The sequence below is a fragment of the Streptomyces monticola genome (genome assembly GCF_042665355.1).
Classification (GTDB): Bacteria; Actinomycetota; Actinomycetes; order Streptomycetales; family Streptomycetaceae; genus Streptomyces; species Streptomyces monticola.
This window is the reverse complement of sequence record NZ_JBHTCF010000004.1, coordinates 259,012-277,911: the sequence shown is the minus strand read 5'-3', so window position 1 is coordinate 277,911 and position 18,900 is coordinate 259,012. Positions and strand designations below refer to the sequence as shown.

The 18,900-nt window shown below is 70.9% G+C and carries 18 protein-coding genes; 9 read left to right on the top strand and 9 right to left on the bottom strand.

Features of this window, described 5'->3' with window-relative positions; genetic code table 11:
- Window positions 1–47 precede the first annotated feature (47 nt).
- The 3 genes from ACFQVC_RS12400 to ACFQVC_RS12390 all read left to right on the top strand — a co-directional run bounded on the left by ACFQVC_RS12400 (window position 48) and on the right by ACFQVC_RS12390 (window position 3,564).
- Window positions 48–2,114 carry a trypsin-like peptidase domain-containing protein gene (locus tag ACFQVC_RS12400; RefSeq protein ID WP_381830051.1) on the top strand — a complete coding sequence of 689 codons (2,067 nt, stop codon included), beginning with the start codon at window positions 48–50 and terminating at the stop codon, window positions 2,112–2,114.
- Between the two features lie 173 nt (window positions 2,115–2,287).
- Entirely contained in the window at window positions 2,288–2,755 is a 468-nt protein-coding gene (locus tag ACFQVC_RS12395; RefSeq protein WP_381830049.1) for a sec-independent translocase, read from the top strand.
- Window positions 2,756–2,946: 191 nt separating this feature from the next.
- Window positions 2,947–3,564 carry a hypothetical protein gene (locus tag ACFQVC_RS12390; RefSeq protein ID WP_381830047.1) on the top strand — a complete coding sequence of 206 codons (618 nt, stop codon included), beginning with the start codon at window positions 2,947–2,949 and terminating at the stop codon, window positions 3,562–3,564.
- 76 nt (window positions 3,565–3,640) lie between these two features.
- Here ACFQVC_RS12390 and ACFQVC_RS12385 read toward each other — a convergent pair whose 3' ends face one another.
- From ACFQVC_RS12385 to ACFQVC_RS12375, 3 genes are read right to left on the bottom strand one after another with little or no spacing between them, the layout of a single operon-like run.
- Window positions 3,641–4,789 carry an Mrp/NBP35 family ATP-binding protein gene (locus tag ACFQVC_RS12385; RefSeq protein ID WP_381830045.1) on the bottom strand — a complete coding sequence of 383 codons (1,149 nt, stop codon included), beginning with the start codon at window positions 4,787–4,789 and terminating at the stop codon, window positions 3,641–3,643.
- A gap of 40 nt (window positions 4,790–4,829) precedes the next feature.
- Window positions 4,830–5,396, bottom strand: a complete 567-nt coding sequence (locus ACFQVC_RS12380) for a DUF1003 domain-containing protein (RefSeq protein ID WP_381830043.1) — start codon at window positions 5,394–5,396, stop codon at window positions 4,830–4,832.
- Window positions 5,383–6,657 carry a magnesium transporter MgtE N-terminal domain-containing protein gene (locus ACFQVC_RS12375; protein ID WP_381830041.1) on the bottom strand — a complete coding sequence of 425 codons (1,275 nt, stop codon included), beginning with the start codon at window positions 6,655–6,657 and terminating at the stop codon, window positions 5,383–5,385. Before ACFQVC_RS12375 ends, ACFQVC_RS12380 begins: the two co-directional genes overlap by 14 nt.
- 176 nt (window positions 6,658–6,833) lie before the next feature.
- Between ACFQVC_RS12375 and ACFQVC_RS12370 the strand changes: the two genes are divergently transcribed.
- Window positions 6,834–7,616 carry a hypothetical protein gene (locus ACFQVC_RS12370; protein WP_381830039.1) on the top strand — a complete coding sequence of 261 codons (783 nt, stop codon included), beginning with the start codon at window positions 6,834–6,836 and terminating at the stop codon, window positions 7,614–7,616.
- 82 nt (window positions 7,617–7,698) lie between these two features.
- Here the strand turns inward: ACFQVC_RS12370 and ACFQVC_RS12365 are convergent, their stop codons facing one another.
- Window positions 7,699–8,229, bottom strand: a complete 531-nt coding sequence (locus ACFQVC_RS12365) for a hypothetical protein (RefSeq protein WP_381830037.1) — start codon at window positions 8,227–8,229, stop codon at window positions 7,699–7,701.
- A gap of 13 nt (window positions 8,230–8,242) precedes the next feature.
- Window positions 8,243–9,364, bottom strand: coding sequence for a magnesium and cobalt transport protein CorA (locus ACFQVC_RS12360; protein WP_381830035.1), 1,122 nt, complete (start codon window positions 9,362–9,364; stop codon window positions 8,243–8,245).
- 468 nt (window positions 9,365–9,832) lie between these two features.
- Here ACFQVC_RS12360 and ACFQVC_RS12355 point away from each other — a divergent pair, with 468 nt between their 5' ends.
- Window positions 9,833–10,417, top strand: a complete 585-nt coding sequence (locus tag ACFQVC_RS12355; protein WP_381830033.1) for a suppressor of fused domain protein — start codon at window positions 9,833–9,835, stop codon at window positions 10,415–10,417.
- Window positions 10,418–10,471: 54 nt separating this feature from the next.
- Here the strand turns inward: ACFQVC_RS12355 and ACFQVC_RS12350 are convergent, their stop codons facing one another.
- The gene (locus ACFQVC_RS12350) at window positions 10,472–11,725 is read right to left on the bottom strand and encodes an MFS transporter (RefSeq protein ID WP_381830031.1); all 1,254 of its coding nucleotides are present in this window, start codon (window positions 11,723–11,725) and stop codon (window positions 10,472–10,474) included.
- A gap of 169 nt (window positions 11,726–11,894) precedes the next feature.
- Here ACFQVC_RS12350 and ACFQVC_RS12345 point away from each other — a divergent pair, with 169 nt between their 5' ends.
- The 3 genes from ACFQVC_RS12345 (at window position 11,895) to ACFQVC_RS12335 (ending at window position 14,360) form a co-directional block, all read left to right on the top strand.
- Window positions 11,895–12,536, top strand: coding sequence for a DUF6758 family protein (locus ACFQVC_RS12345; RefSeq protein WP_381830029.1), 642 nt, complete (start codon window positions 11,895–11,897; stop codon window positions 12,534–12,536).
- 223 nt (window positions 12,537–12,759) lie between these two features.
- Window positions 12,760–13,632, top strand: a complete 873-nt coding sequence (locus ACFQVC_RS12340) for a PHP domain-containing protein (protein ID WP_381830027.1) — start codon at window positions 12,760–12,762, stop codon at window positions 13,630–13,632.
- Window positions 13,633–13,754: 122 nt separating this feature from the next.
- On the top strand, window positions 13,755–14,360 hold the full coding sequence (locus tag ACFQVC_RS12335) for a MarC family protein (RefSeq protein WP_381830025.1): 606 nt from the start codon (window positions 13,755–13,757) through the stop codon (window positions 14,358–14,360).
- Window positions 14,361–14,483: 123 nt separating this feature from the next.
- Here the strand turns inward: ACFQVC_RS12335 and ACFQVC_RS12330 are convergent, their stop codons facing one another.
- Window positions 14,484–14,636, bottom strand: a complete 153-nt coding sequence (locus tag ACFQVC_RS12330; RefSeq protein ID WP_381830023.1) for a hypothetical protein — start codon at window positions 14,634–14,636, stop codon at window positions 14,484–14,486.
- A 268-nt stretch (window positions 14,637–14,904) separates the two neighbouring features.
- Between ACFQVC_RS12330 and ACFQVC_RS12325 the strand changes: the two genes are divergently transcribed.
- Window positions 14,905–15,816 carry an NYN domain-containing protein gene (locus ACFQVC_RS12325; protein WP_381830021.1) on the top strand — a complete coding sequence of 304 codons (912 nt, stop codon included), beginning with the start codon at window positions 14,905–14,907 and terminating at the stop codon, window positions 15,814–15,816.
- Window positions 15,817–15,951: 135 nt separating this feature from the next.
- On the opposite strand, the gene ACFQVC_RS12320 is transcribed toward ACFQVC_RS12325, so the two are convergent.
- Entirely contained in the window at window positions 15,952–16,836 is an 885-nt protein-coding gene (locus ACFQVC_RS12320) for an alpha/beta fold hydrolase (protein WP_381830019.1), read from the bottom strand.
- A 124-nt stretch (window positions 16,837–16,960) separates the two neighbouring features.
- Window positions 16,961–18,778: a DEAD/DEAH box helicase gene (locus ACFQVC_RS12315; RefSeq protein WP_381830017.1), complete on the bottom strand. Its 1,818-nt coding sequence runs from the start codon at window positions 18,776–18,778 to the stop codon at window positions 16,961–16,963.
- Window positions 18,779–18,900: the final 122 nt, after the last annotated feature.

Sequence of the window (18,900 nt, the reverse complement as noted above, 5' to 3'; positions counted from 1 at the left end):
GCGTGGCTGCCCGCGGGACCGTGCCGCGGACCAGTGGTGGGGAGAGCATGGACGAGGGCAAGCCCGCAGGGCCGAAGGCGAAGTGGTGGAGCCGCCCGGCCTCGCGGGGGCGGGTGCCGGACGAGGCGGCCGCCCAGGAGCCGTCCGCGCCGGACGACATGGGGCGGACGGGCGACAACTCCCCGTCCACGGAAGCCGGTTCGACCACACAAGAGCAGCCCGTGCAGTCAGTGCAGCCCGCACAGCCCGGAGGGCCCGCGCAGTCCGCCCAGTCCGGATCGCCCGCGCCTTCCGGCGCTGAGCGTGACGAGGCGGCCGCCGTGTCCGACGAGGTGTCCCGCGCCCAGGACTCGGCGGTACGTGACGCCGCTCCCGCGCCGGCAGTCCGTGACGCCGCGCCGACGGACGACGGCGCGCACTCCGCGCGTGACGCCGCGGGCCTCTCCGGCGACCGTACGGACTGCTCCGCCGACCCTGCGCACCCCTCCGCCGACCGGCCGAAGCCGCTGCATGACCCCGATCCGTACGGCACGCCCCCTTACGGCGAGCCCGGGCCCTGGGCCCCCGCCCCGCCCGTGCAGCACCCGGCGGCGACTCCCGCGCAGGGCACGCCCGTTCCGCCGCAGCCCGCGGGCACCCCGCCGCAGGGCACACCTGCCCCGCCGTACGCAGGAAACCCGGCGACTTCGCACACGGGCGCCCAGCAGGCGCCACCCCACACGAGTACCCAGCAGGCGCCCCACGCCGGAGTCCCGCACCCCTCCCCGCCGCCCGCCACGGAACACGGCCACGGACCCGGACCCGGGCAGGGACACTCCCAGGAGCCCTACGCCCCAGAGCCGCACCGCCAAGAGCCGCACGGCCACGACCCGCACGGCCACGACCCGCACGGGCAGTGGCAGCAGTACGACCCGTGGCGTTCTCCGCAGCCCCAGCCGCAGCCGCACCTGCAGCATCAGCCGCTGCTGCACCCCGACGGGCCCGGGACCGCCGCCGCACGTAAGCCAAGGCGCGGCCGGGTGTTCTTCGCCGCCCTCGTGCTGTCCCTCGTCGCGGGCGGTATCGGCGGCGGCATCGGCGCGTACATGGAGCGGAACGGCGGCGTCAGCACCGTCGAACTCCCGCAGGCGGACAGGGAGTCCAAGGAGCGTTCCCCGGGAAGCGTCGCCGGCATCGCCGCCAGCGCGCTGCCCAGCGTGGTCACGCTGCATGTCAGCGGCGGCAGCGCCCAGGGCACCGGCACCGGCTTCGTGCTCGACGACAAGGGCCACATCCTCACCAACAACCACGTGGTGGAGCCCGCGGGCGACGGCGGCGAGGGCGATATATCGGTGACGTTCAGCGGCGGCGAGACCGCCGAGGCGAAGGTGATCGGCCGTGACGCGGGCTACGACCTGGCGGTGGTCAAGGTCAGCGGTGTCTCGGGCCTGAAGCCGCTGCCCCTCGGCAACTCGGACAATGTGCAGGTCGGCGACCCGGTGGTGGCCATCGGCGCCCCCTTCGACCTGTCGAACACCGTGACCTCCGGCATCATCAGCGCCAAGGAGCGGCCCATCACCGCGGGCGGCGAAGAGGGCGACGGCAGCGATGTCTCGTATGTGGACGCCCTCCAGACCGACGCCCCCATCAACCCCGGCAATTCGGGCGGCCCGCTGGTCGACCACAAGGCCCGGGTGATCGGGATCAACAGCGCCATCCGCTCGGCGGGCAGCGGCTCCGAGCTCGAAGGCGGCCAGTCCGGCTCCATCGGCCTCGGCTTCGCCATACCGATCAACCAGGCCAAGCGTGTCGCCGAAGAGCTGATCAATACCGGCAAGGCCACCCACCCGGTCATCGAGGTCACCCTCGACACCAAGTACACGGGCGACGGCGCCCGGGTGGCGAAGCAGGGCGCCGACGGCAGTCCGGCGGTCAGCCCCGGCGGGCCCGGTGACAAGGCGGGCATCGAGCCCGGCGACATCGTCACCGAGGTGGACGGCCAGCGGGTGCACTCCGGCGAGGAGCTGATCGTCAAGATCCGCGCCCACCGCCCCGGCGACCGTCTCGAGCTGACCCTGAAGCGCGGCGGCGACGAGAAGACCCTGTCCCTGGTGCTCGGTGCGGCCGGCGGCTGACCGTCGGCCCCGGCCGGTTCCCGGGCCGCCGCCGGCGGACATCCATCCGGACGTCGCCCCGAGCGCCCCGGGACAGTACCGGCAGTACAGGAAGGGCGGGTACCGTTGTTCCGGCCCGTACCTCGGATCGGACCTCCTGCCAACGGGCCGCGGACATCGCAAGGAGCTGCAAGGTGTTCAATGACATAGGCGCACTTGAGCTGGTGACGCTCGTGGTCCTTGCCGTGCTCGTCTTCGGCCCGGACAAGCTGCCCAAGGTCATCCAGGACATCTCCGGGTTCATCCGCAAGGTCCGTGCGTTCTCGGACAGTGCCAAGAGGGACATCCGCGAGGAGCTCGGCCCGGAGTTCAAGGACTTCGAGTTCGAGGACCTCAACCCCAAGACGTATCTCCGCAAGCAGCTGGACAACGACGACCTGGGGCTCAAGGAAATCCGGAACGGCTTCGACCTGCGCAAGGAGATGGCCGACGTCACGGACGCGGTGAACGGCCACGACAGCGAATCGGTGGCCTCCCCGAGTTCGGCCGGCTCCTCCGGCGCGGGCCCGAACATGAGCAAGGGCGGCGGCCCCGACCTTCAGAAGCGGCCGCAGAACCTGGACCCGGGCGAGCGTCCGCCGTTCGACTCGGACGCCACCTGAACCCCCGCGCCGGCGGGCGCATTCAGGCCCGGTAAGCACCCGGTTCCGGCCGTGCGACGACCCGCGCACCCCGGCGCAATCCAACTCGGCGAACCAGGGTGGCTATTCTCCTCTGTTGTTGTCCGGACTCAGGACGCCCGAGGGGGGCGGGCCGCTCCGGACCGACAGAGAACGAGGAGGCGGCCGGGTACATGGAGACGACGAGTCATACAGGGGCGCGTGCGGTCGACGGCTATCTGCTGGCGCCGTTCCCGTGGTACGGCCTGGACGAGGCCTTCACGGGCCCGCGCTGGCTGATGCAGGTCGGCGCCGCGGCGGACGGCACGGTCGAGCACGGTTCGATCGGCCACGGCGACGAGCCGTCGGTGCGTGCGGACGCCGAGCGGGAGCGGGAGCGGTTCGCGGTGGTGGTGACCGTCGCGGCCAGCCCGGTGCGGCGCAGCGGTGACGGCACCGGCGTCCTGGAGGCCACCTCGGTCTCCTCCGCCGCCTGGCTGGCCGGAGTCGGACTGCTGACCTTCACCTGGCCGAGCCAGATGGACCACACCCTGCGCGACGACTGGCTCGACCAGCAGACGGAGACCGCCTGGGTGCTCGCGGACGACCTCGGCGGCGAGGACTGGACGACGCTCACCCTGCCCGTGGACGGGGTGCCCACGCCGTTCCACTACCGCGAGTCCGAGTTCGGCTGGGTGCTCGCCGGTTCGACGCAGTCGGGCGCGCACCTGGGGGCGTACGGCCGCGGCATGAGCGCGTACGGCCTGGGCTTCTCGGTCGTCAAGGACATCGCGGCGTACGACGGGCAGTAGCCGCGCGGGAGCCGGCCGGACGCCGAAGGGGGCGCCGTCAGCAGTGACGGCGCCCCCTTCGGTACGGCTGCGGCTCTCAGAACTTGTTCTTCGGCGTGATCCCCAGGGTCATCCCCGCAAGGCCGCGCTGGCGGCCGCCGAGCTTGCCCGCGATGGCGCGCAGGGCCGAGCCCGCGGCGGAGTCGGGGTCGGTCAGGACGACCGGCTTGCCCTCGTCGCCGCCCTCGCGCAGGCGCACGTCGATCGGGATGGAGCCGAGCACGGGCACCTGGGCGCCGGTGGTCTTGGTGAGCCCCTCGGCGACCTTCTCGCCGCCGCCGGTGCCGAAGACATCGACCATCTCGCCGCAGTGCGGGCAGGGCAGGCCCGACATGTTCTCGACGACGCCGACGATCTTCTGGTGGGTCTGGACGGCGATGGAGCCCGCGCGCTCGGCGACCTCGGCGGCGGCCTGCTGCGGGGTCGTCACGACCAGGATCTCGGCGTTCGGCACCAGCTGGGCCACTGAGATGGCGATGTCACCGGTGCCGGGCGGCAGGTCGAGAAGGAGGACGTCGAGGTCACCCCAGTAGACATCGGCGAGGAACTGCTGCAGGGCGCGGTGGAGCATCGGGCCGCGCCACACCACCGGGGCGTTGCCCGGGGTGAACATGCCGATCGAGATGACCTTCACGCCGTTCGCCGACGGCGGCATGATCATGTTCTCCACCTGGGTGGGGCGGCCGTCGGCGCCCAGCATGCGGGGCACGCTGTGGCCGTAGATGTCCGCGTCGACGACGCCGACCTTCAGTCCGTCCGCGGCCATCGCCGCCGCCAGGTTGACCGTCACCGACGACTTGCCGACGCCGCCCTTGCCGGACGCGACCGCGTACACCCGGGTCAGCGATCCGGGCTTGGCGAAGGGCACCTCGCGCTCGGCGGTGCCGCCGCGCAGCGCGCTCGCGAGCTCACGGCGCTGCTCGTCGCTCATCACGTCGAGCGTGACGTCCACCGAGGTGACGCCCTCGACGCGGGCGACGGCCTCGGTCACGTTAGTGGTGATGGTCTCGCGCATCGGGCAGCCGGAGACCGTCAGATAGACCGTCACGGCCACCGCACCGTCCGTGCCGATCTCGACCGATTTCACCATGCCGAGTTCGGTGATCGGCCGGTGGATCTCGGGGTCGTTGACCGTCGCGAGCGCTTCTTGGATCGCGTCCTCGGTCGGATACGTGTCGGTAGCCATACAGGAATGGTACGGCGGACGGGTGACGGTCCGGGAAGGGCTACCGGCGGTCGCCTTCGTCACCCCGGTAGGCGGGCTCGGGCGGGAATAGTTCGCGCCGCATCTCCATCTCCCGGACCAGGTCCTGCAGTTCCGAGCGGATCCAGTCGCGGGTGGCGACCTCGCCGAGGTTCATCCGCAGCGCGGCGATCTCCCGGGTCAGATACTCGGTGTCCGCCATGGACCGCTCGTTCTGCTTGCGGTCCTGTTCCAGATTGACCCGGTCCCGGTCGTCCTGCCGGTTCTGCGCGAGCAGGATCAGCGGGGCCGCGTAGGACGCCTGCAGGGAGAGCATGAGGGTCAGGAAGATGAAGGGGTACTCGTCGAAGCGCAGCTCCTTGGGCAGGAGCACGTTCCACAGCACCCACAGGACGATGAGGATCGTCATCCAGACGATGAAGCGTCCGGTGCCGAGGAAGCGGGCGATCTTCTCCGAGAGGCGCCCGAAGGCCTCGGGGTCGTACTCCGGGAGCAGCTTGCGCCGAGGCGCGCGCGGCAGGTCGAGGCGGATACGTGTGCGTGGCTCGGTGCGGGGCTCCCGCTCCCGGTCGCGTTCAGCCAGGGACATGGCCCACCTCCCCGGAGTGGAATTCGGTCTCGCGCCAGTCGTCCGGCAGCAGATGGTCGAGTACGTCGTCCACGGTCACCGCGCCGAGCAGCGAGCCGCTCTCGTCGACGACGGGCGCCGCCACCATGTCGTAGGTGGCGAAGAAACTGGTCACCGCGGGCAGCGGGGTCTCGGGGTCGAGGGTCTGCAGATCCTTGTCGAGCATCGAGCCGACCAGGGTGAACGGCGGGTCGCGCAGCAGCCGCTGGAAGTGCACCAGGCCCAGATACTTGCCGGTCGGGGTCTGGTCGGGCGGGCGGCAGACATAGACCTGGGCGGCGAGGGCGGGGGACAGATCGGGCTCGCGGACCCGGGCGAGCGCGTCGGCGACGGTGGCATCCGGCTGCAGCACGATCGGCTCGGTCGTCATCAGACCGCCCGCCGTGCGCTCCTCGTACTGCATGAGGCGCCGCATGTCGGCCGCGTCCGCCGGCTCCATCAGTCCGAGCAGCCGCTCCTTGTCCTCCTCGGGCAGCTCGCCGAGCAGGTCGGCGGCGTCGTCCGGGTCCATCGCCTCCAGGACGTCGGCGGCCCGCTCCTCCTTGAGCTTGCCGAGGATCTCGATCTGGTCGTCCTCGGGAAGCTCTTCGAGCACGTCGGCGAGGCGGTCGTCGTCGAGGGCGGCCGCCACTTCGGCACGGCGCTTGGGGGAGAGGTGGTGCAGGACGTTGGCGAGGTCGGCGGGGCGCAGCTGTTCGAAGGTGGCGAGCAGGTTTTCGGCGCCCTGGCCGTGTTCTTCGAGCGAGAATCCCGTGACGGCCGACCATTCGACCGTCAGGGTCTCGCCCTTGCGCCGTAGTGCGCCGGCCTTTCCCTTTCGTACGAAGACCCGGTCGATCTCCCAGTCCCGGCGGGCCGGCAGCTGCTGTACGGAGATGTCGAGGACGGTCACTTCCTCATCGGAGTCCACGAGGCGCACCCGGCGGTCGAGCAGCTCGCCGATGACCAGGCGCTCGGTGGGCCGCTGCTCGAAGCGCCGCACATTGAGTACGCCGGTGGTGATGACCTGGCCCGACTCGATGCCGGTGACCCGGGTCATGGGCAGGAAGATCCGGCGCCGGGTGGAGAGCTCCACGACCAGGCCGAGCAGGCGCGGGGGCCGGCGCCCGACGCGGAGCATCGCGACCAGATCGCGGACACGGCCCACCTGGTCGCCGTTGGGGTCGAAAACGGCGGTGCCGGACAGATGCGAGACAAAGATGCGGGGGGCGCCTGCCGGCATACTGCACGCCTCCTTTTCGTCCCTATATATGGCGTATTACGGGGTTCAGGCTAGCCCGTCCCGGTCGGATACGCCCTGGTGGGGCGTCCGGAAGGCTCCCTGCCGGATGGCGTAGTGGCCACGGGTACGCTGCCGTACTGTCGCCCCGGACACCCGCATGAGAGGCAGCGCCGCACGTGACTGCAACCGCCCTGGGCCGAGCCCGCCGCACCACACTCGCCGGTGCCGTGTGCGCCGGTCTGGTCGCCGGGATGACGGGGCTCGTGGGATGCGGTGCCGACGAGGACCCGGACGCCGGGACCAACGGCGTCGGCAAGCTCTCGGCAGCGAAGATCGAGGCGAAGACGCAGGCGGCCGCCAAGGACGCGGGCTCGGTACGGCTCGCCGGTTCGGTGGTCAGCAAGGGCGCCACGTACAAGCTCGACATGAAGCTCACCGGTGACGGCGGCAGCGGCGAGGTCCGCTCCAAGGACCGCACCTTCGAGCTGCTCCGGGTCGACGGCCAGCTCTATCTGAAGGCCGACGCCGAGTTCTGGAACACCCAGGGCGGCAAGGGTTCCCAGGGCGGCCGTGACGAGCCGGGCAAGGCCGACGACGCCGCGGCGGGCAAGCTCGACGGCAAGTATGTGAAGGTGCCGCAGGGCGACGCGGCGTACAAGCAGCTCAGCGGCTTCACGGACAAGGATCTGCTGCTCGACGGGCTGCTCACGCTGCACGGCAAGCTGGCCAAGGGCGAGCGCGGCCGGGCGGACGGCAAGCGCACCATCACCATCAGCGGCGACAAGGGCTCCGGCGGCACCCTGGCCGTCTCCCTGGACGGCCGCCCCTACCCGCTGCGCCTGGAGCGCGCGGGCGGCGCGGGCACCCTCCAACTGACCGACTGGGACAAGCCGTTCGAGCTCAAGGAGCCGGACAAGGATCAGACGGTGGACTACGGCAAGCAGCTGCCCACGTCATAGCGCCCTGTGCCGACGAGCGCTGCGGGGTCGCGGAGCTCCGTGCCGCAGAGCTACGGGACGCGGCGCACCACTCCGTGTAGCGCTACCGCTTCTTGCGCTTGAACAGGATCCGCGGCAGCGCCCCCGGGATCGGCTCCCGGGTCGTCGCCGTCGTCGGCAGCGGGGCGGCCGCGAGAGACCCCTCCGGAGGCACCGTGCTCACCGACTGCGGCTCCAGGCGGAGCACCCGGCACTCGCGGGCCCAGCGCTCGGTCATCTGCTTGCCGTCCGGTGCGTTGAGCCGCTTGCCCTTGAGCTCGGCGACGGCGGCCTCCCACCCGTCCGAGTGCGGGGTCAGCTCCACGGTCTTGGCACTCCAGGCGACGAGCCGGCCGCCCTTGTCCTTGCTGCGCACGGTGACTTCGGCGCTCGCACCGTCGGCGAGGCCCGGCAGCGGCTGCTCGCCGGGGCCGTCGCCGATCACATGGGCGGCGCCGTCGTGCCACACATGCCACAGGGCGCGCGCCGGTTCGGTCCCGGCGACCCAGATCAGGCCGGACTTCTTGGTGGCCTCCTCGACGAGGGCCTTGTCCAGGAGATCGGCGTGGAGCGGGTCGGGCCGGGAGTCACTCATGTCCGGCAGCTTATTAGAGCCAGCCGTTGCGCTTGAGGGTGCGGTGGATAACGAAGCAGACGGCGGCGATGCCGGCCATCACCATCGGGTAGCCGTACTCCCACTTCGTCTCGGGCATGTAGTCGAAGTTCATGCCGTAGACACCGCAGATCATCGTGGGTACGGCGACGATGGCCGCCCAGGACGTGATCTTGCGCATGTCCTCGTTCTGCGCGACGGTCGCCTGCGCGAGGTTGGCCTGAAGGATCGAGTTGAGCAGCTCGTCGAAGCCGATGACCTGCTCCTGCACGCGCGCGAGGTGGTCGGCGACATCGCGGAAGTACTTCTGGATGTCGGGGTCGACAAGCCGCATCGGCCGTTCGCTGAGCAGCTGCATGGGGCGGAGCAGCGGCGATACGGCGCGCTTGAACTCCAGTACCTCACGCTTGAGTTGGTAGATCCGCCCGGCGTCGGTGCCGCGCGGGCTGCCCTTGCCGGGCTGTGAGAAGACATCGATCTCGACCTCGTCGATGTCGTCCTGCACGGCGTCGGCCACCGCGATGTAGCCGTCCACCACATGGTCGGCGATGGAGTGCAGTACGGCCGAGGGGCCCTTGGCGAGCAGCTCGGGGTCGTCCTGCAGCCGGTGCCGCAGGGCCCGCAGGGAGCCCTGGCCGCCGTGCCGCACGGTGATGAAGAAGTCCCGCCCGGTGAAGCACATCACCTCGCCGGTCTCCACCACCTCGCTGGTCGCGGTGAGTTCGGCGTGCTCGACGTAGTGGATGGTCTTGAAGACGGTGAAGAGGGTGTCGTCGTACCGCTCCAGCTTGGGCCGCTGGTGGGCGTGGACGGCGTCCTCGACGGCCAGCGGGTGCAGCCCGAACTCCGCGGCGATACCGGCGAATTCGGCCTCGGTCGGCTCGTGCAGACCGATCCAGGCGAAGCCGCCGTCGCGGCGCACCTGCAGCATCGCGTCATGCGGCGTGAGGACCGCCCCGTCCACGGCGGGCTTGACGCGGCGGCCGTCGCGGTAGACGGCGCAGTCGACCACTGCGGTGGCGGTGGCGTCACGGGTGGGGTCGTACGTGGCGTAGGGCGCCCGGTCCTTGCGGAGCTGGGGGCGGACGGCGGCACGCAGGTCACGGATCATCGACATGGCAGGCTCCTTGGCAACGCGGCTGCCGCGCGGGGGTGGAACTGCCCGGAATGGGGACGTACGGCTCTCAAGTCACGTCCGCAAAGCGGGCGGCACCGCACCGTCGCGGTGACAGCCTTCGCTACTGACACAGATCAAGCAGAGACGAGACGCTCTTCCGTCGTGTCGAATGCCGTCGACTTCACGTGTTTGCCCGGCTGCGGGCCGGGTACGGAAAGCCTCGGTCGAAAGACGCGGTTACCTGGCGGAAGAGCGGGTGGTACTGCACGGTCGACTTCGATCCATTTCAGCCCCACCTCCTCCGGCCGGTCCCCCGTGGGGGAAGTCTCAACGCCGGGCGTGACAACGGCATTCCCTTGTAACTGGCGCCCTGTCCACCTGCTGCCCTGACCAGCGGCCAAGACTATCAGCCGACAGAAGTGTCAAGCCCTCACTTTGCCGGTTCTCTACGAGTTCTATGCTCGCGGCATGGTTGATGTTCTTGCCCTGGTCGAAGCCAGGCTGCGTACGGCGCTCGGCGAACCGGACGCGCGGGCGGCGGTGACGTTTCTCGGGACGGACCGGATCGAGGTGCTGCGCTTCCCGGACGGGGACATCGCCCGTTACGCCACGCTCGGTATGTCCGCCGCTCCCATGACCGACCCGACCGCGGCCCTCGCCGATCCGGTGAGCGGCCCCCGCGCGGAGCTCGTCCTTTCGGTGCGCGCGGGTCTCGCCGACACCGACAAGGTGCTCCGCCCGCTCGCGGTCCTCGCCGCCTCGCCCCAGGTGGAGGGCGTGGTCGTGGCGCCCGGCGCCTCGCTCGACGTGGGCGAACCACTGTGGCCGGGCGCGCAGTTCACCTCGGTCCTGGTGGCCGAGCCGGGAGGCCTGGTCGAGGACCTGGAACTGGACGCCCCGATGGAGCCGGTGCGCTTTCTGCCGCTGCTGCCCATGACGCCCAACGAGGCGGCGTGGAAGCGGGTGCACGGTGCGGCCGAGCTGCGGGAGCGCTGGCTGAGCAGCGGAACGGACCTGCGCGATCCGCTGCGCAGGTCCGTGTCCCTGGACTGACGGTCCGTTGCGGTTCGGCCGTGCCCCAAGGGGGCCGGACTTCCCGCGGAGCGCTCAGTTGGCGAAGACCGCCACGCCGTCCTCGGTGCGGTGCCTGGGCTCCAGTTCCTCGGCCTCGTGCCGCAGCGAGGTCCGGCGTACCCACACGATGACGGCGCCGATCACGGCGGCCACGGCCGCGACCACGAACGGCATGTGGATATCGCTCCACTCCTCGATCTTCGGTGCGAGGTAGGGCGCGGCGGCCGCGGCGAACCAGCGCACGAAGTTGTAGCCCGCGCTGGCCACCGGCCGGGGCGCGTCCGAGACGCCGAGCGCGAGCTCGGTGAAGACGGTGTTGTTGAGCCCGATGAAGGCGCCCGACACGACCGTGCCGGCGACGGCCGCCGCGTGGTTGCCGTAGCCGAGTACCACCAGGTCGGCGGCGAGCAGGACGAGCGAGCCGCCGAGCACCTTCAGCGAGCCGAACCGCCGCTGCAGCCGCGGCGCGACGAGCACCGAGAACACCGCGAGCAGCACGCCCCAGGCGAAGAAGACGGCACCCGACTTGTACGGGGTCATGTTCAGTACGAAGGGTGTGAAGGCCAGGACGGTGAAGAAGGCGTAGTTGTAGAAGAACGCCGACGCCGCCGCCGAGGCGAGACCGCCGTGGCCGAGCGCCCTGATCGGATCGAGCAGTGAGGTCTTGCGGGCCGGCTTCGGCTGCTCCTTCAGGAGCACGGTGATGGCGATGAACCCGATGGCCATCAGGGCCGCGGTGCCGAAGAAGGGGTAGCGCCAGCTGGCGTCGCCGAGCACCGCGCCGAGCAGCGGCCCGCAGGCCATGCCGAGCCCGAGCGCCGACTCGTAGAGCAGGATCGCCGCGGCGCTGCCTCCCGCGGCGGCGCCGACGATGACGGCAAGCGAGGTCGATACGAACAGCGCGTTGCCGAGGCCCCAGCCGGCCCGGAACCCGACGAGTTCGCCCACCGAGCCCGACGTACCGGACAGGGCGGCGAAGAGCACGACGAGCGCGAGCCCGGCGAGCAGTGTCTTCTTGCCGCCGATCCGGCTGGAGACGAAGCCGGTCACCAGCATGGCGACCGCTGTGATCAGGAAGTACGAGGTGAACAGGAGCGAGACCTGACTCGGTGTGGCCTCGAGCCCCTTGGCGATCGACGGCAGGATCGGGTCGACGAGCCCGATGCCCATGAACGCGACGACGGAGGCGCCGGCCGTCGCCCACACCGCCTTGGGCTGGCGCAGGATGCCGCCCGCGCCCGCATCGAATGGATCTTCCTCGGTTGGGCCGCCGTTGCTGCTGTGCATGCCCGCTCCTTCACTGCTTCCGCTAGGGGGTCCGATTGGTTGAGCTATGCACACAATAAGTTAGACGTGCTAATTAATGCAACCTACACTTAATTTTCCCTGGTGGCGGGCACTCCGCACGGGTGATCGTCCTTGACGCGGCGTCGGCTGCGGAGGACCGTGGGGCGCTATGAGGGGCGAACCCAGTTGCCCGAAGTGCGGTGGCCGGGTCAGGGCTCCCGGTCTCTTCGCCGATTCGTGGCAGTGCGATCTCCACGGGACCGTTCATCCGCTGCAGCCTGTGATCCCGCCGAGCGTCGAGGCGCTCGGAGTCGTGGTGCACCGCAGCCATGTGCCGGTGTGGATGCCGTGGCCGCTGCCCGTCGGCTGGCTGTTCACCGGAGTGGCCTGCGCGGGCGACGACCGCAACGGCGGCCGGGCGACGGCGGTGGCCTGCTCGGGCCCCGGACCGCTCGGCGGCATAGGCGAGTTGGTGCTCGTCGCCGAGGAACTCGGCGTCGGTCTCGGGGCGCGGTACGCGGGCATCGACGGTCCCGACCCCGGCCCTTTCATCGGCGTGGAGAAGCCGCCGCAGGCCAAGGTGCTCGCGGCCGGGCGGCCGACACCGCTCTGGCATGTGGCGGGCACCCCCGACGACCGCGCCGTCTTCGCGGGCGAGGCGCGCGGACTGTGGCTGTGGGCCGTGGTCTGGCCCGAGCAGTCGGGACTCCTGATGTACGACGAGCTGGTCCTCACGGATCTGCGGGACGCGGGCGCCGAGGTGGAGCTGCTGCCGTGCGGGGCGCTGTCGCCGCGGCTCCTCGAGTGCTGACTGTCCGAGTGCTGACTGTCCGAGTGCTGACTGTCCGAGTGCTGACTGGTCCGAGTGCTGACCGCCCGGGTCGAGGCGGTCGGCGTCGGGGGGCTGAGGCGGCTGCCGTGGCCGGTGGGCCGGACCGTTATCCTTGAGCGTCCCCTGCTGTCGTCCGCCGTCTGTCGCCTGTCGTCCGACGACTGCCGGCTGTCCGTCCGAGTCCGAGCCTGGAGTACGCGTCGTGCGCATCGACCTGCACACCCACTCCACCGCTTCCGACGGCACGGACACCCCGGCCGAGCTCGTCCGTAACGCGGCCGCCGCCGGACTCGACGTCGTGGCGCTCACCGATCACGACACCACCCGCGGCCACGCCGAAGCGGCCGCCGCACTGGCTCAGCTGCCCACGGGACTCACCCTCGTCACCGGCGCCGAGCTCTCCTGCCGCCTCGACGGCACGCCGCTGCACATGCTGGCGTATCTCTTCGACGCCGAGGAGCCGGAGCTGCTCCGTGAGCGCGAGCTGGTGCGCGACGACCGGGTGCCGCGGGCCAAGGGCATGGTCGCCAAGCTGCGGGAGATCGGCGTTCCGGTCACCTGGGAGCAGGTCGCGCGGATCGCGGGCGACGGCTCGGTGGGCCGCCCGCACATCGCCGAGGCGCTCGTCGAACTCGGCGTCGTACCCACCGTCTCCGACGCCTTCACCTCCGACTGGCTCGCCAACGACGGCCGGGCCTATGTGGAGAAGCACGAACTCGACCCCTTCGACGCGATCCGCCTGGTCAAGGCCGCCGGCGGGGTCACCGTCTTCGCGCATCCCCTCGCCGTCAAGCGCGGCCAGGTCGTGCCCGAGTCCGCGATAGCGGCGCTCGCCGCCGCGGGTCTCGACGGCATCGAGGCCGACCACATGGACCACGAACCGGCGACGCGGGCGCGGCTGCGCGGACTCGCCGCCGACCTCGGACTGCTCGCCACCGGCTCCAGCGACTACCACGGCAGCCGCAAGACCTGCGTCCTCGGGGAGTTCACCACGGACCCCGAGATCTACGGCGAGATCACCCGCCGTGCGACCGGTGCGTTCCCGGTGCCGGGCGCCGGGGGAGCGGGCGCCTAGCTTCTGGCTCGCCGCGGAGCGGTCGACTCCCGCCCCGGCTGCACCAGTTCGTCTCTCTGCTCCGCTTCACCGCTCGACTTCTCCGCTCCACTTCACCGCTTCACTTCTCGGCAAGGCTCACTGTGTTCGACGTCGCCGTCTTCGGCTCCCTCTTTCTCACCCTTTTTGTGATCATGGATCCCCCTGGGATCACCCCGATCTTCCTCGGCCTCACCGCGGGCCGCCCCGCCAAGGTGCAGCGCAGGATGGCCTTCCAGGCGGTGTGCGTGGCCTTCGGCGTGATCGCCGTTTTCGGGGTCCTCGGCCACCAGATCCTGGACTATCTGCATGTGTCCGTGCCCGCGCTGATGATCGCGGGCGGACTGCTGCTTCTGCTGATCGCGCTCGATCTGCTCACCGGCAAGACCGACGAGCCGAAGCAGACGAAGGACGTGAACGTGGCCCTCGTACCGCTCGGCATGCCGCTGCTCGCCGGCCCCGGCGCGATCGTCTCGGTGATCCTCGCGGTGCAGGACGCCGACGGGTTCGGCGGTCAGCTGTCCGTATGGAGCGCGATCGTGGCCATGCATGTGGTGCTGTGGCTGGTCATGCGGTACTCGCTGGTGATCATTCGCGTGATCAAGGACGGCGGTGTGGTGCTCGTGACCCGGCTCGCGGGCATGATGCTCTCCGCCATCGCGGTGCAGCAGATCATCAACGGCGTCACGCAGGTGATCCAGGGCGCCTGAGCGCCGCCGGGCCCCGGTGTCCGGTTCCGGGCCGTGGTACGCGAAGGGCCCCCGCGCGGTTCGCGCGGGGGCCCTTCGAAGCTGCTGCGGCGTTACGGAGCCGCGCTGCGTACGTCGGCGGCGTTACGAAGCCGCACTGTCTGCCGGGCGGATCAGGATGCGCTGGCCGATTGCGGCGGCCTGCTGCACGATCCGGTTGACGGAGGCGGCGTCCACGACGGTGCTGTCCACGGCGGAGCCGTCGACGTCGTCCAGGCGCATGATCTCGAAGCGCATATGGCTTCTCCCTTCGTCTGGTGATCCTCCTGAAGGAGAACTCTGGTGCGGGATGAGACTGATGTCAGTCTTGTCCTGCTCTGCGGCAGGGCGATTGCCCGGCCGTTAAGAGTGGGTTGCGGTACACGAGTGCCCGCCTTCCATAGGGTCCAACGACTTGCACCCTACAAACATTCCCTACGCTAAAGAAATTTTTCGCAGACCTAACTACCGTGGGTAGTGCGACCGCTTGTGTTCGCTGCGTGACCGGCCGGAGAATGGGCGGCATATGAACCAAGACCAGGCGGACGGCCACTCGTTCATGGAGCTCGGCGCCCGTATCGACCGCACCAACGAGCTGCTGCACCGCATGCTCGCCGAGGTGGCGAAGACCCCGTCGACCCACGCGATCTTCGTCGACGCCGGATATCTGTACGCCGCGGCGGGCCGTCTGGTGGCGGGCACGGAGGACCGCAGGGCCTTCGACCTCGATGCCGAGGGCCTGATCGACGCCCTCATCGACAAGGCCCGCACGATCTTCGCGGACAGCCGCCTGCTGCGCGTCTACTGGTACGACGGCGCCCGGCGCCGTATCCACACCCTGGAGCAGCAGTCCATCGCCGAGCTGCCCGACGTCAAGGTCCGCCTCGGCAACCTCAACGCCAACAACCAGCAGAAGGGCGTCGACTCCCTGATCCGTACCGACCTGGAGTCCCTCGCCCGGCACCGTGCCATCAGCGACGCGGCCCTGATCGGCGGGGACGAGGACCTGGTCTCCGCCGTCGAGGCCGCGCAGGGCTACGGCGCGCGGGTGCACCTGTGGGGTATCGAGGCCGCCGAGGGCCGCAACCAGGCGGAGCCGCTGCTCTGGGAGGTCGACAGCCAGCGCACCTTCGAGCTCGACTTCTTCAAGCCGTACGTCAGCCGCCGCACCGTCACCGCCCCGGACGCCTCGGCCCCCAGGCCGGGCCGCGACCAGGTGCGCTTCGTCGGCGCGCAGATCGCCGCGACCTGGCTGGCGGCGCGGGGGCGCGAGGCCCTGGTCGAGCTGCTTCCCGGGCACCCCTACCTGCCGGGCTCCGTGGACCAGGAATTGCTCGTCGAGGCGGAGCGGCTGCTGCAGTACTCGCTGCGCGGGCAGGCGGATCTGCGCCGGGCCCTGCGCGACGGATTCTGGGACCACCTGCAGACCCAGTACTGACCTGGGTCAGGACCACCTGCAGCCCCAGTACTAACCAGACGCAGCGCTGAGCCAGGTCAGGGCCACCTGCGGGCGCAGTGCTGAGCCAGGTCAGGGCCACCTGCGGGCGCAGTGCTGAGTCAGGTCGAGCGCGCGTCACGAACCGTGACCCGGGTCGGGTGCGGCGTCGGGGGCGAGGGAGTCCCAGAAGGAGATCAGGGCCGCGGCCGTCGCCTCCGGGCGGTCGGTGTTGGGGGAGTGCTCGGCACCCTCGATCACCGAGCGCCGCGCGGACAGCCGCCCGGCCATCTCGTCGAGCAGCGGCACCGGCCAGGTGTCGTCCCGCTCGCCCGAGAGCACATGCGTGCGCAGGCCGAGCGCGACGAGTTCGTCGACACGGTCCGGCTCCGTCATCAACAGCCGCCCTGTGGCGGTCAGTTGGGCCGGGCTGTGACGCAGCCAGCGGGCCCGCAGGGCGGGGTCGCCGCCGTCGGTGTCGGTCTCCTCGGGCGGTTCGAGCGCCTGGATCGCCTCCCAGACCTGCGCCATGTCGAGGACGGCGAGCGCGTCCTGCAGCAGTTTCACGCGTTCCTGCTGGGAAGCGGAGATCTGGGCGGGCCCGGACGCCATCAGGGTCAGCGAGGCGAAGGGCGCGGGGTCGAGGAGTACGGCGGCGCGGGCGATCTGCCCGCCCAGTGAGTGGCCCACGAGGTGCACCCGCCCGCCGAGTGCGGCGGCTTGGGCGAGCACGTCCTGCGCCAACTCGGCCTGGGCGTAAGCCGACTGGTCGTCGCGAGGCCCGGCCGACTCGTACTGCCCACGGCCGTCGACGGCGACGGCGCGGTAGCCCGCCGCGGCGATGGCGGGCAGCAGCGCGATGAAGTCCTCCTTGCTGCCGGTGAAGCCGGGCAGGAGGAGGACGGTGCCCTTCTGGGCGGGCGCGGTGGAGGGCGTGTCGAGTACGGCGAACTCCCCGCGAGGAGTGGCCAGCGGATACGACCTCGTGCCGGGCGGGGGAATGAAGGTGGGCGGCCTGCTCATGGGACGAGATTAGCCGGGCCCACCGGAGCCGAACCGGTGCGCCTGAGGGGGGGGCACCGGGGAGGGAACACCGATGGCCCGGCTCCGTGAACGGAACCGGGCCAGCAGGGGGTGCGGTGTGGCGTCAGGCCTCGGTCGACTCGACCGCGGGCTTCGCCGCACGGGTGCGACGGCGGCGCGGCTTGGCCTCGGCCTCGGCGGCAGGAGCCTCCGTGGCCTCGACGACCGGCGCCTCCGCGGTCTTGCGGGTGCGGCGGCGCGGCTTGGCCTCCGCCTCGGCCTCCGGAGCGGCGGCCTCGACGACCGGCGCCTCCGCGGTCTTGCGGGTGCGGCGGCGCGGCTTGGCCTCGGCGGCGGGAGCCTCCGTGGTCGCGGCGGCCTCCACGGTCTCCGCAGCGGTCTCCGCGGTCTTGCGGGTGCGGCGGCGGCGCGGCTTCGGCTCGGCCTCCACGGTCTCGCCCTCGGCGGTCGCCACAGCGGCCTCGGCCTGCTCACCGGCAGCGGCGGCCGCCGGGGCGGCGTCGACGCGGGTGCGACGGCGACGGCGCGGGGTGCGCGGCTTGTCGGCGGTCTCGGCGTCGCTGGACGCCGGTGCGGACTCCGCGGTCTCCACGGCCTTCGTGGCCGTGTCGTCCGCCGGGGCGCCGGCCCGGGTGCGGCGGCGCTGGCGCGGGGTGCGCGTGCGCTTGGGCCGCTCCTCCTCCGCCTCCCGGCGCGGGCCACGACCGCCGCCACGGGCACCGCGGCCGCCGGTCTCGCCGAGGTCCTCGACCTCTTCCGCACCGAGGCCCGCACGCGTGCGCTCGGCACGCGGCAGGACACCCTTGGTGCCGGCCGGGATGTTCAGCTCCTCGTAAAGGTGCGGGGAGCTGGAGTAGGTCTCGACCGGGTCGTTGAAGTCCAGCTCGAGCGCCTTGTTGATCAGCTGCCAGCGCGGGATGTCGTCCCAGTCGACGAGGGTGATCGCGATGCCCTTGGCGCCCGCGCGGCCGGTGCGGCCGATGCGGTGCAGATACGTCTTTTCATCTTCGGGCGACTGGTAGTTGATGACATGCGTCACGCCCTCGACGTCGATACCGCGCGCGGCGACATCGGTGCAGACGAGGACGTCCACCTTGCCGTTGCGGAAGGCACGCAGGGCCTGCTCGCGGGCGCCCTGGCCGAGGTCGCCGTGGACCGCGCCGGACGCGAAGCCGCGCCGCTCCAGCTGCTCGGCGATGTCGGCCGCCGTGCGCTTCGTACGACAGAAGATCATCGCGAGCCCGCGGCCCTCGGCCTGCAGGATGCGCGAGACCATCTCGGGCTTGTCCATGGAGTGCGCGCGGTACACGTGCTGCGCGGTGTTCGCGACGGTCTGGCCCTCGTCGTCCGGCGCCGTGGCGCGGATGTGCGTGGGCTGCGACATATAGCGACGGGCCAGGCCGATGACGGCGCCCGGCATGGTGGCCGAGAACAGCATCGTCTGACGCTTCACCGGCAGCATGTTGATGATCTTCTCGACGTCGGGCAGGAAGCCCAGGTCGAGCATCTCGTCGGCCTCGTCGAGAACGAGGGCGCGCACGTGCTTGAGGTTCAGCTTCTTCTGGCCCGCGAGGTCGAGGAGGCGGCCCGGGGTGCCGACGACGACGTCGACGCCCTTCTTGAGGGCCTCGACCTGCGGTTCGTAGGCACGGCCGCCGTATATGGCGAGGACGCGGACATTGCGCACCTTGCCGGCGGTCTGCAGGTCATTGGTGACCTGGGTGCACAGCTCGCGGGTGGGGACGACCACGAGCGCCTGCGGAGCGTCGGTGAGCTCCTCGGGCTTGGCGCGGCCCGCCTCGACGTCGGCGGGAACGGTGACGCGCTCAAGGAGCGGAAGGCCGAAGCCCAGCGTCTTGCCGGTGCCGGTCTTGGCCTGGCCGATGACGTCCGTGCCGGTGAGGGCGACGGGGAGGGTCATCTCCTGGATGGGGAAAGGGGACGTGATGCCGACGGCCTCAAGGGCTTCGGCGGTCTCGGGAAGAATCCCGAGCTCTCGGAACGTAGTCAGGGTGCTGCCTCTTCTGTGAGACGCGGCGCGAG

Bases quoted from the DNA above. Each gene is read 5' to 3' on its own strand.
- ACFQVC_RS12400 (WP_381830051.1), top strand. From the start codon at position 48: ATGGACGAGGGCAAGCCCGCAGGGCCGAAGGCGAAGTGGTGGAGCCGC.
- ACFQVC_RS12390 (WP_381830047.1), top strand. From the start codon at position 2,947: ATGGAGACGACGAGTCATACAGGGGCGCGTGCGGTCGACGGCTATCTG.
- ACFQVC_RS12385 (WP_381830045.1), bottom strand. From the start codon at position 4,789: ATGGCTACCGACACGTATCCGACCGAGGACGCGATCCAAGAAGCGCTC.
- ACFQVC_RS12380 (WP_381830043.1), bottom strand. From the start codon at position 5,396: ATGTCCCTGGCTGAACGCGACCGGGAGCGGGAGCCCCGCACCGAGCCA.
- ACFQVC_RS12375 (WP_381830041.1), bottom strand. From the start codon at position 6,657: ATGCCGGCAGGCGCCCCCCGCATCTTTGTCTCGCATCTGTCCGGCACC.
- ACFQVC_RS12365 (WP_381830037.1), bottom strand. From the start codon at position 8,229: ATGAGTGACTCCCGGCCCGACCCGCTCCACGCCGATCTCCTGGACAAG.
- ACFQVC_RS12360 (WP_381830035.1), bottom strand. From the start codon at position 9,364: ATGTCGATGATCCGTGACCTGCGTGCCGCCGTCCGCCCCCAGCTCCGC.
- ACFQVC_RS12355 (WP_381830033.1), top strand. From the start codon at position 9,833: ATGGTTGATGTTCTTGCCCTGGTCGAAGCCAGGCTGCGTACGGCGCTC.
- ACFQVC_RS12350 (WP_381830031.1), bottom strand. From the start codon at position 11,725: ATGCACAGCAGCAACGGCGGCCCAACCGAGGAAGATCCATTCGATGCG.
- ACFQVC_RS12345 (WP_381830029.1), top strand. From the start codon at position 11,895: ATGAGGGGCGAACCCAGTTGCCCGAAGTGCGGTGGCCGGGTCAGGGCT.
- ACFQVC_RS12330 (WP_381830023.1), bottom strand. From the start codon at position 14,636: ATGCGCTTCGAGATCATGCGCCTGGACGACGTCGACGGCTCCGCCGTG.
- ACFQVC_RS12325 (WP_381830021.1), top strand. From the start codon at position 14,905: ATGAACCAAGACCAGGCGGACGGCCACTCGTTCATGGAGCTCGGCGCC.
- ACFQVC_RS12320 (WP_381830019.1), bottom strand. From the start codon at position 16,836: ATGAGCAGGCCGCCCACCTTCATTCCCCCGCCCGGCACGAGGTCGTAT.
- ACFQVC_RS12315 (WP_381830017.1), bottom strand. From the start codon at position 18,778: ATGACCCTCCCCGTCGCCCTCACCGGCACGGACGTCATCGGCCAGGCC.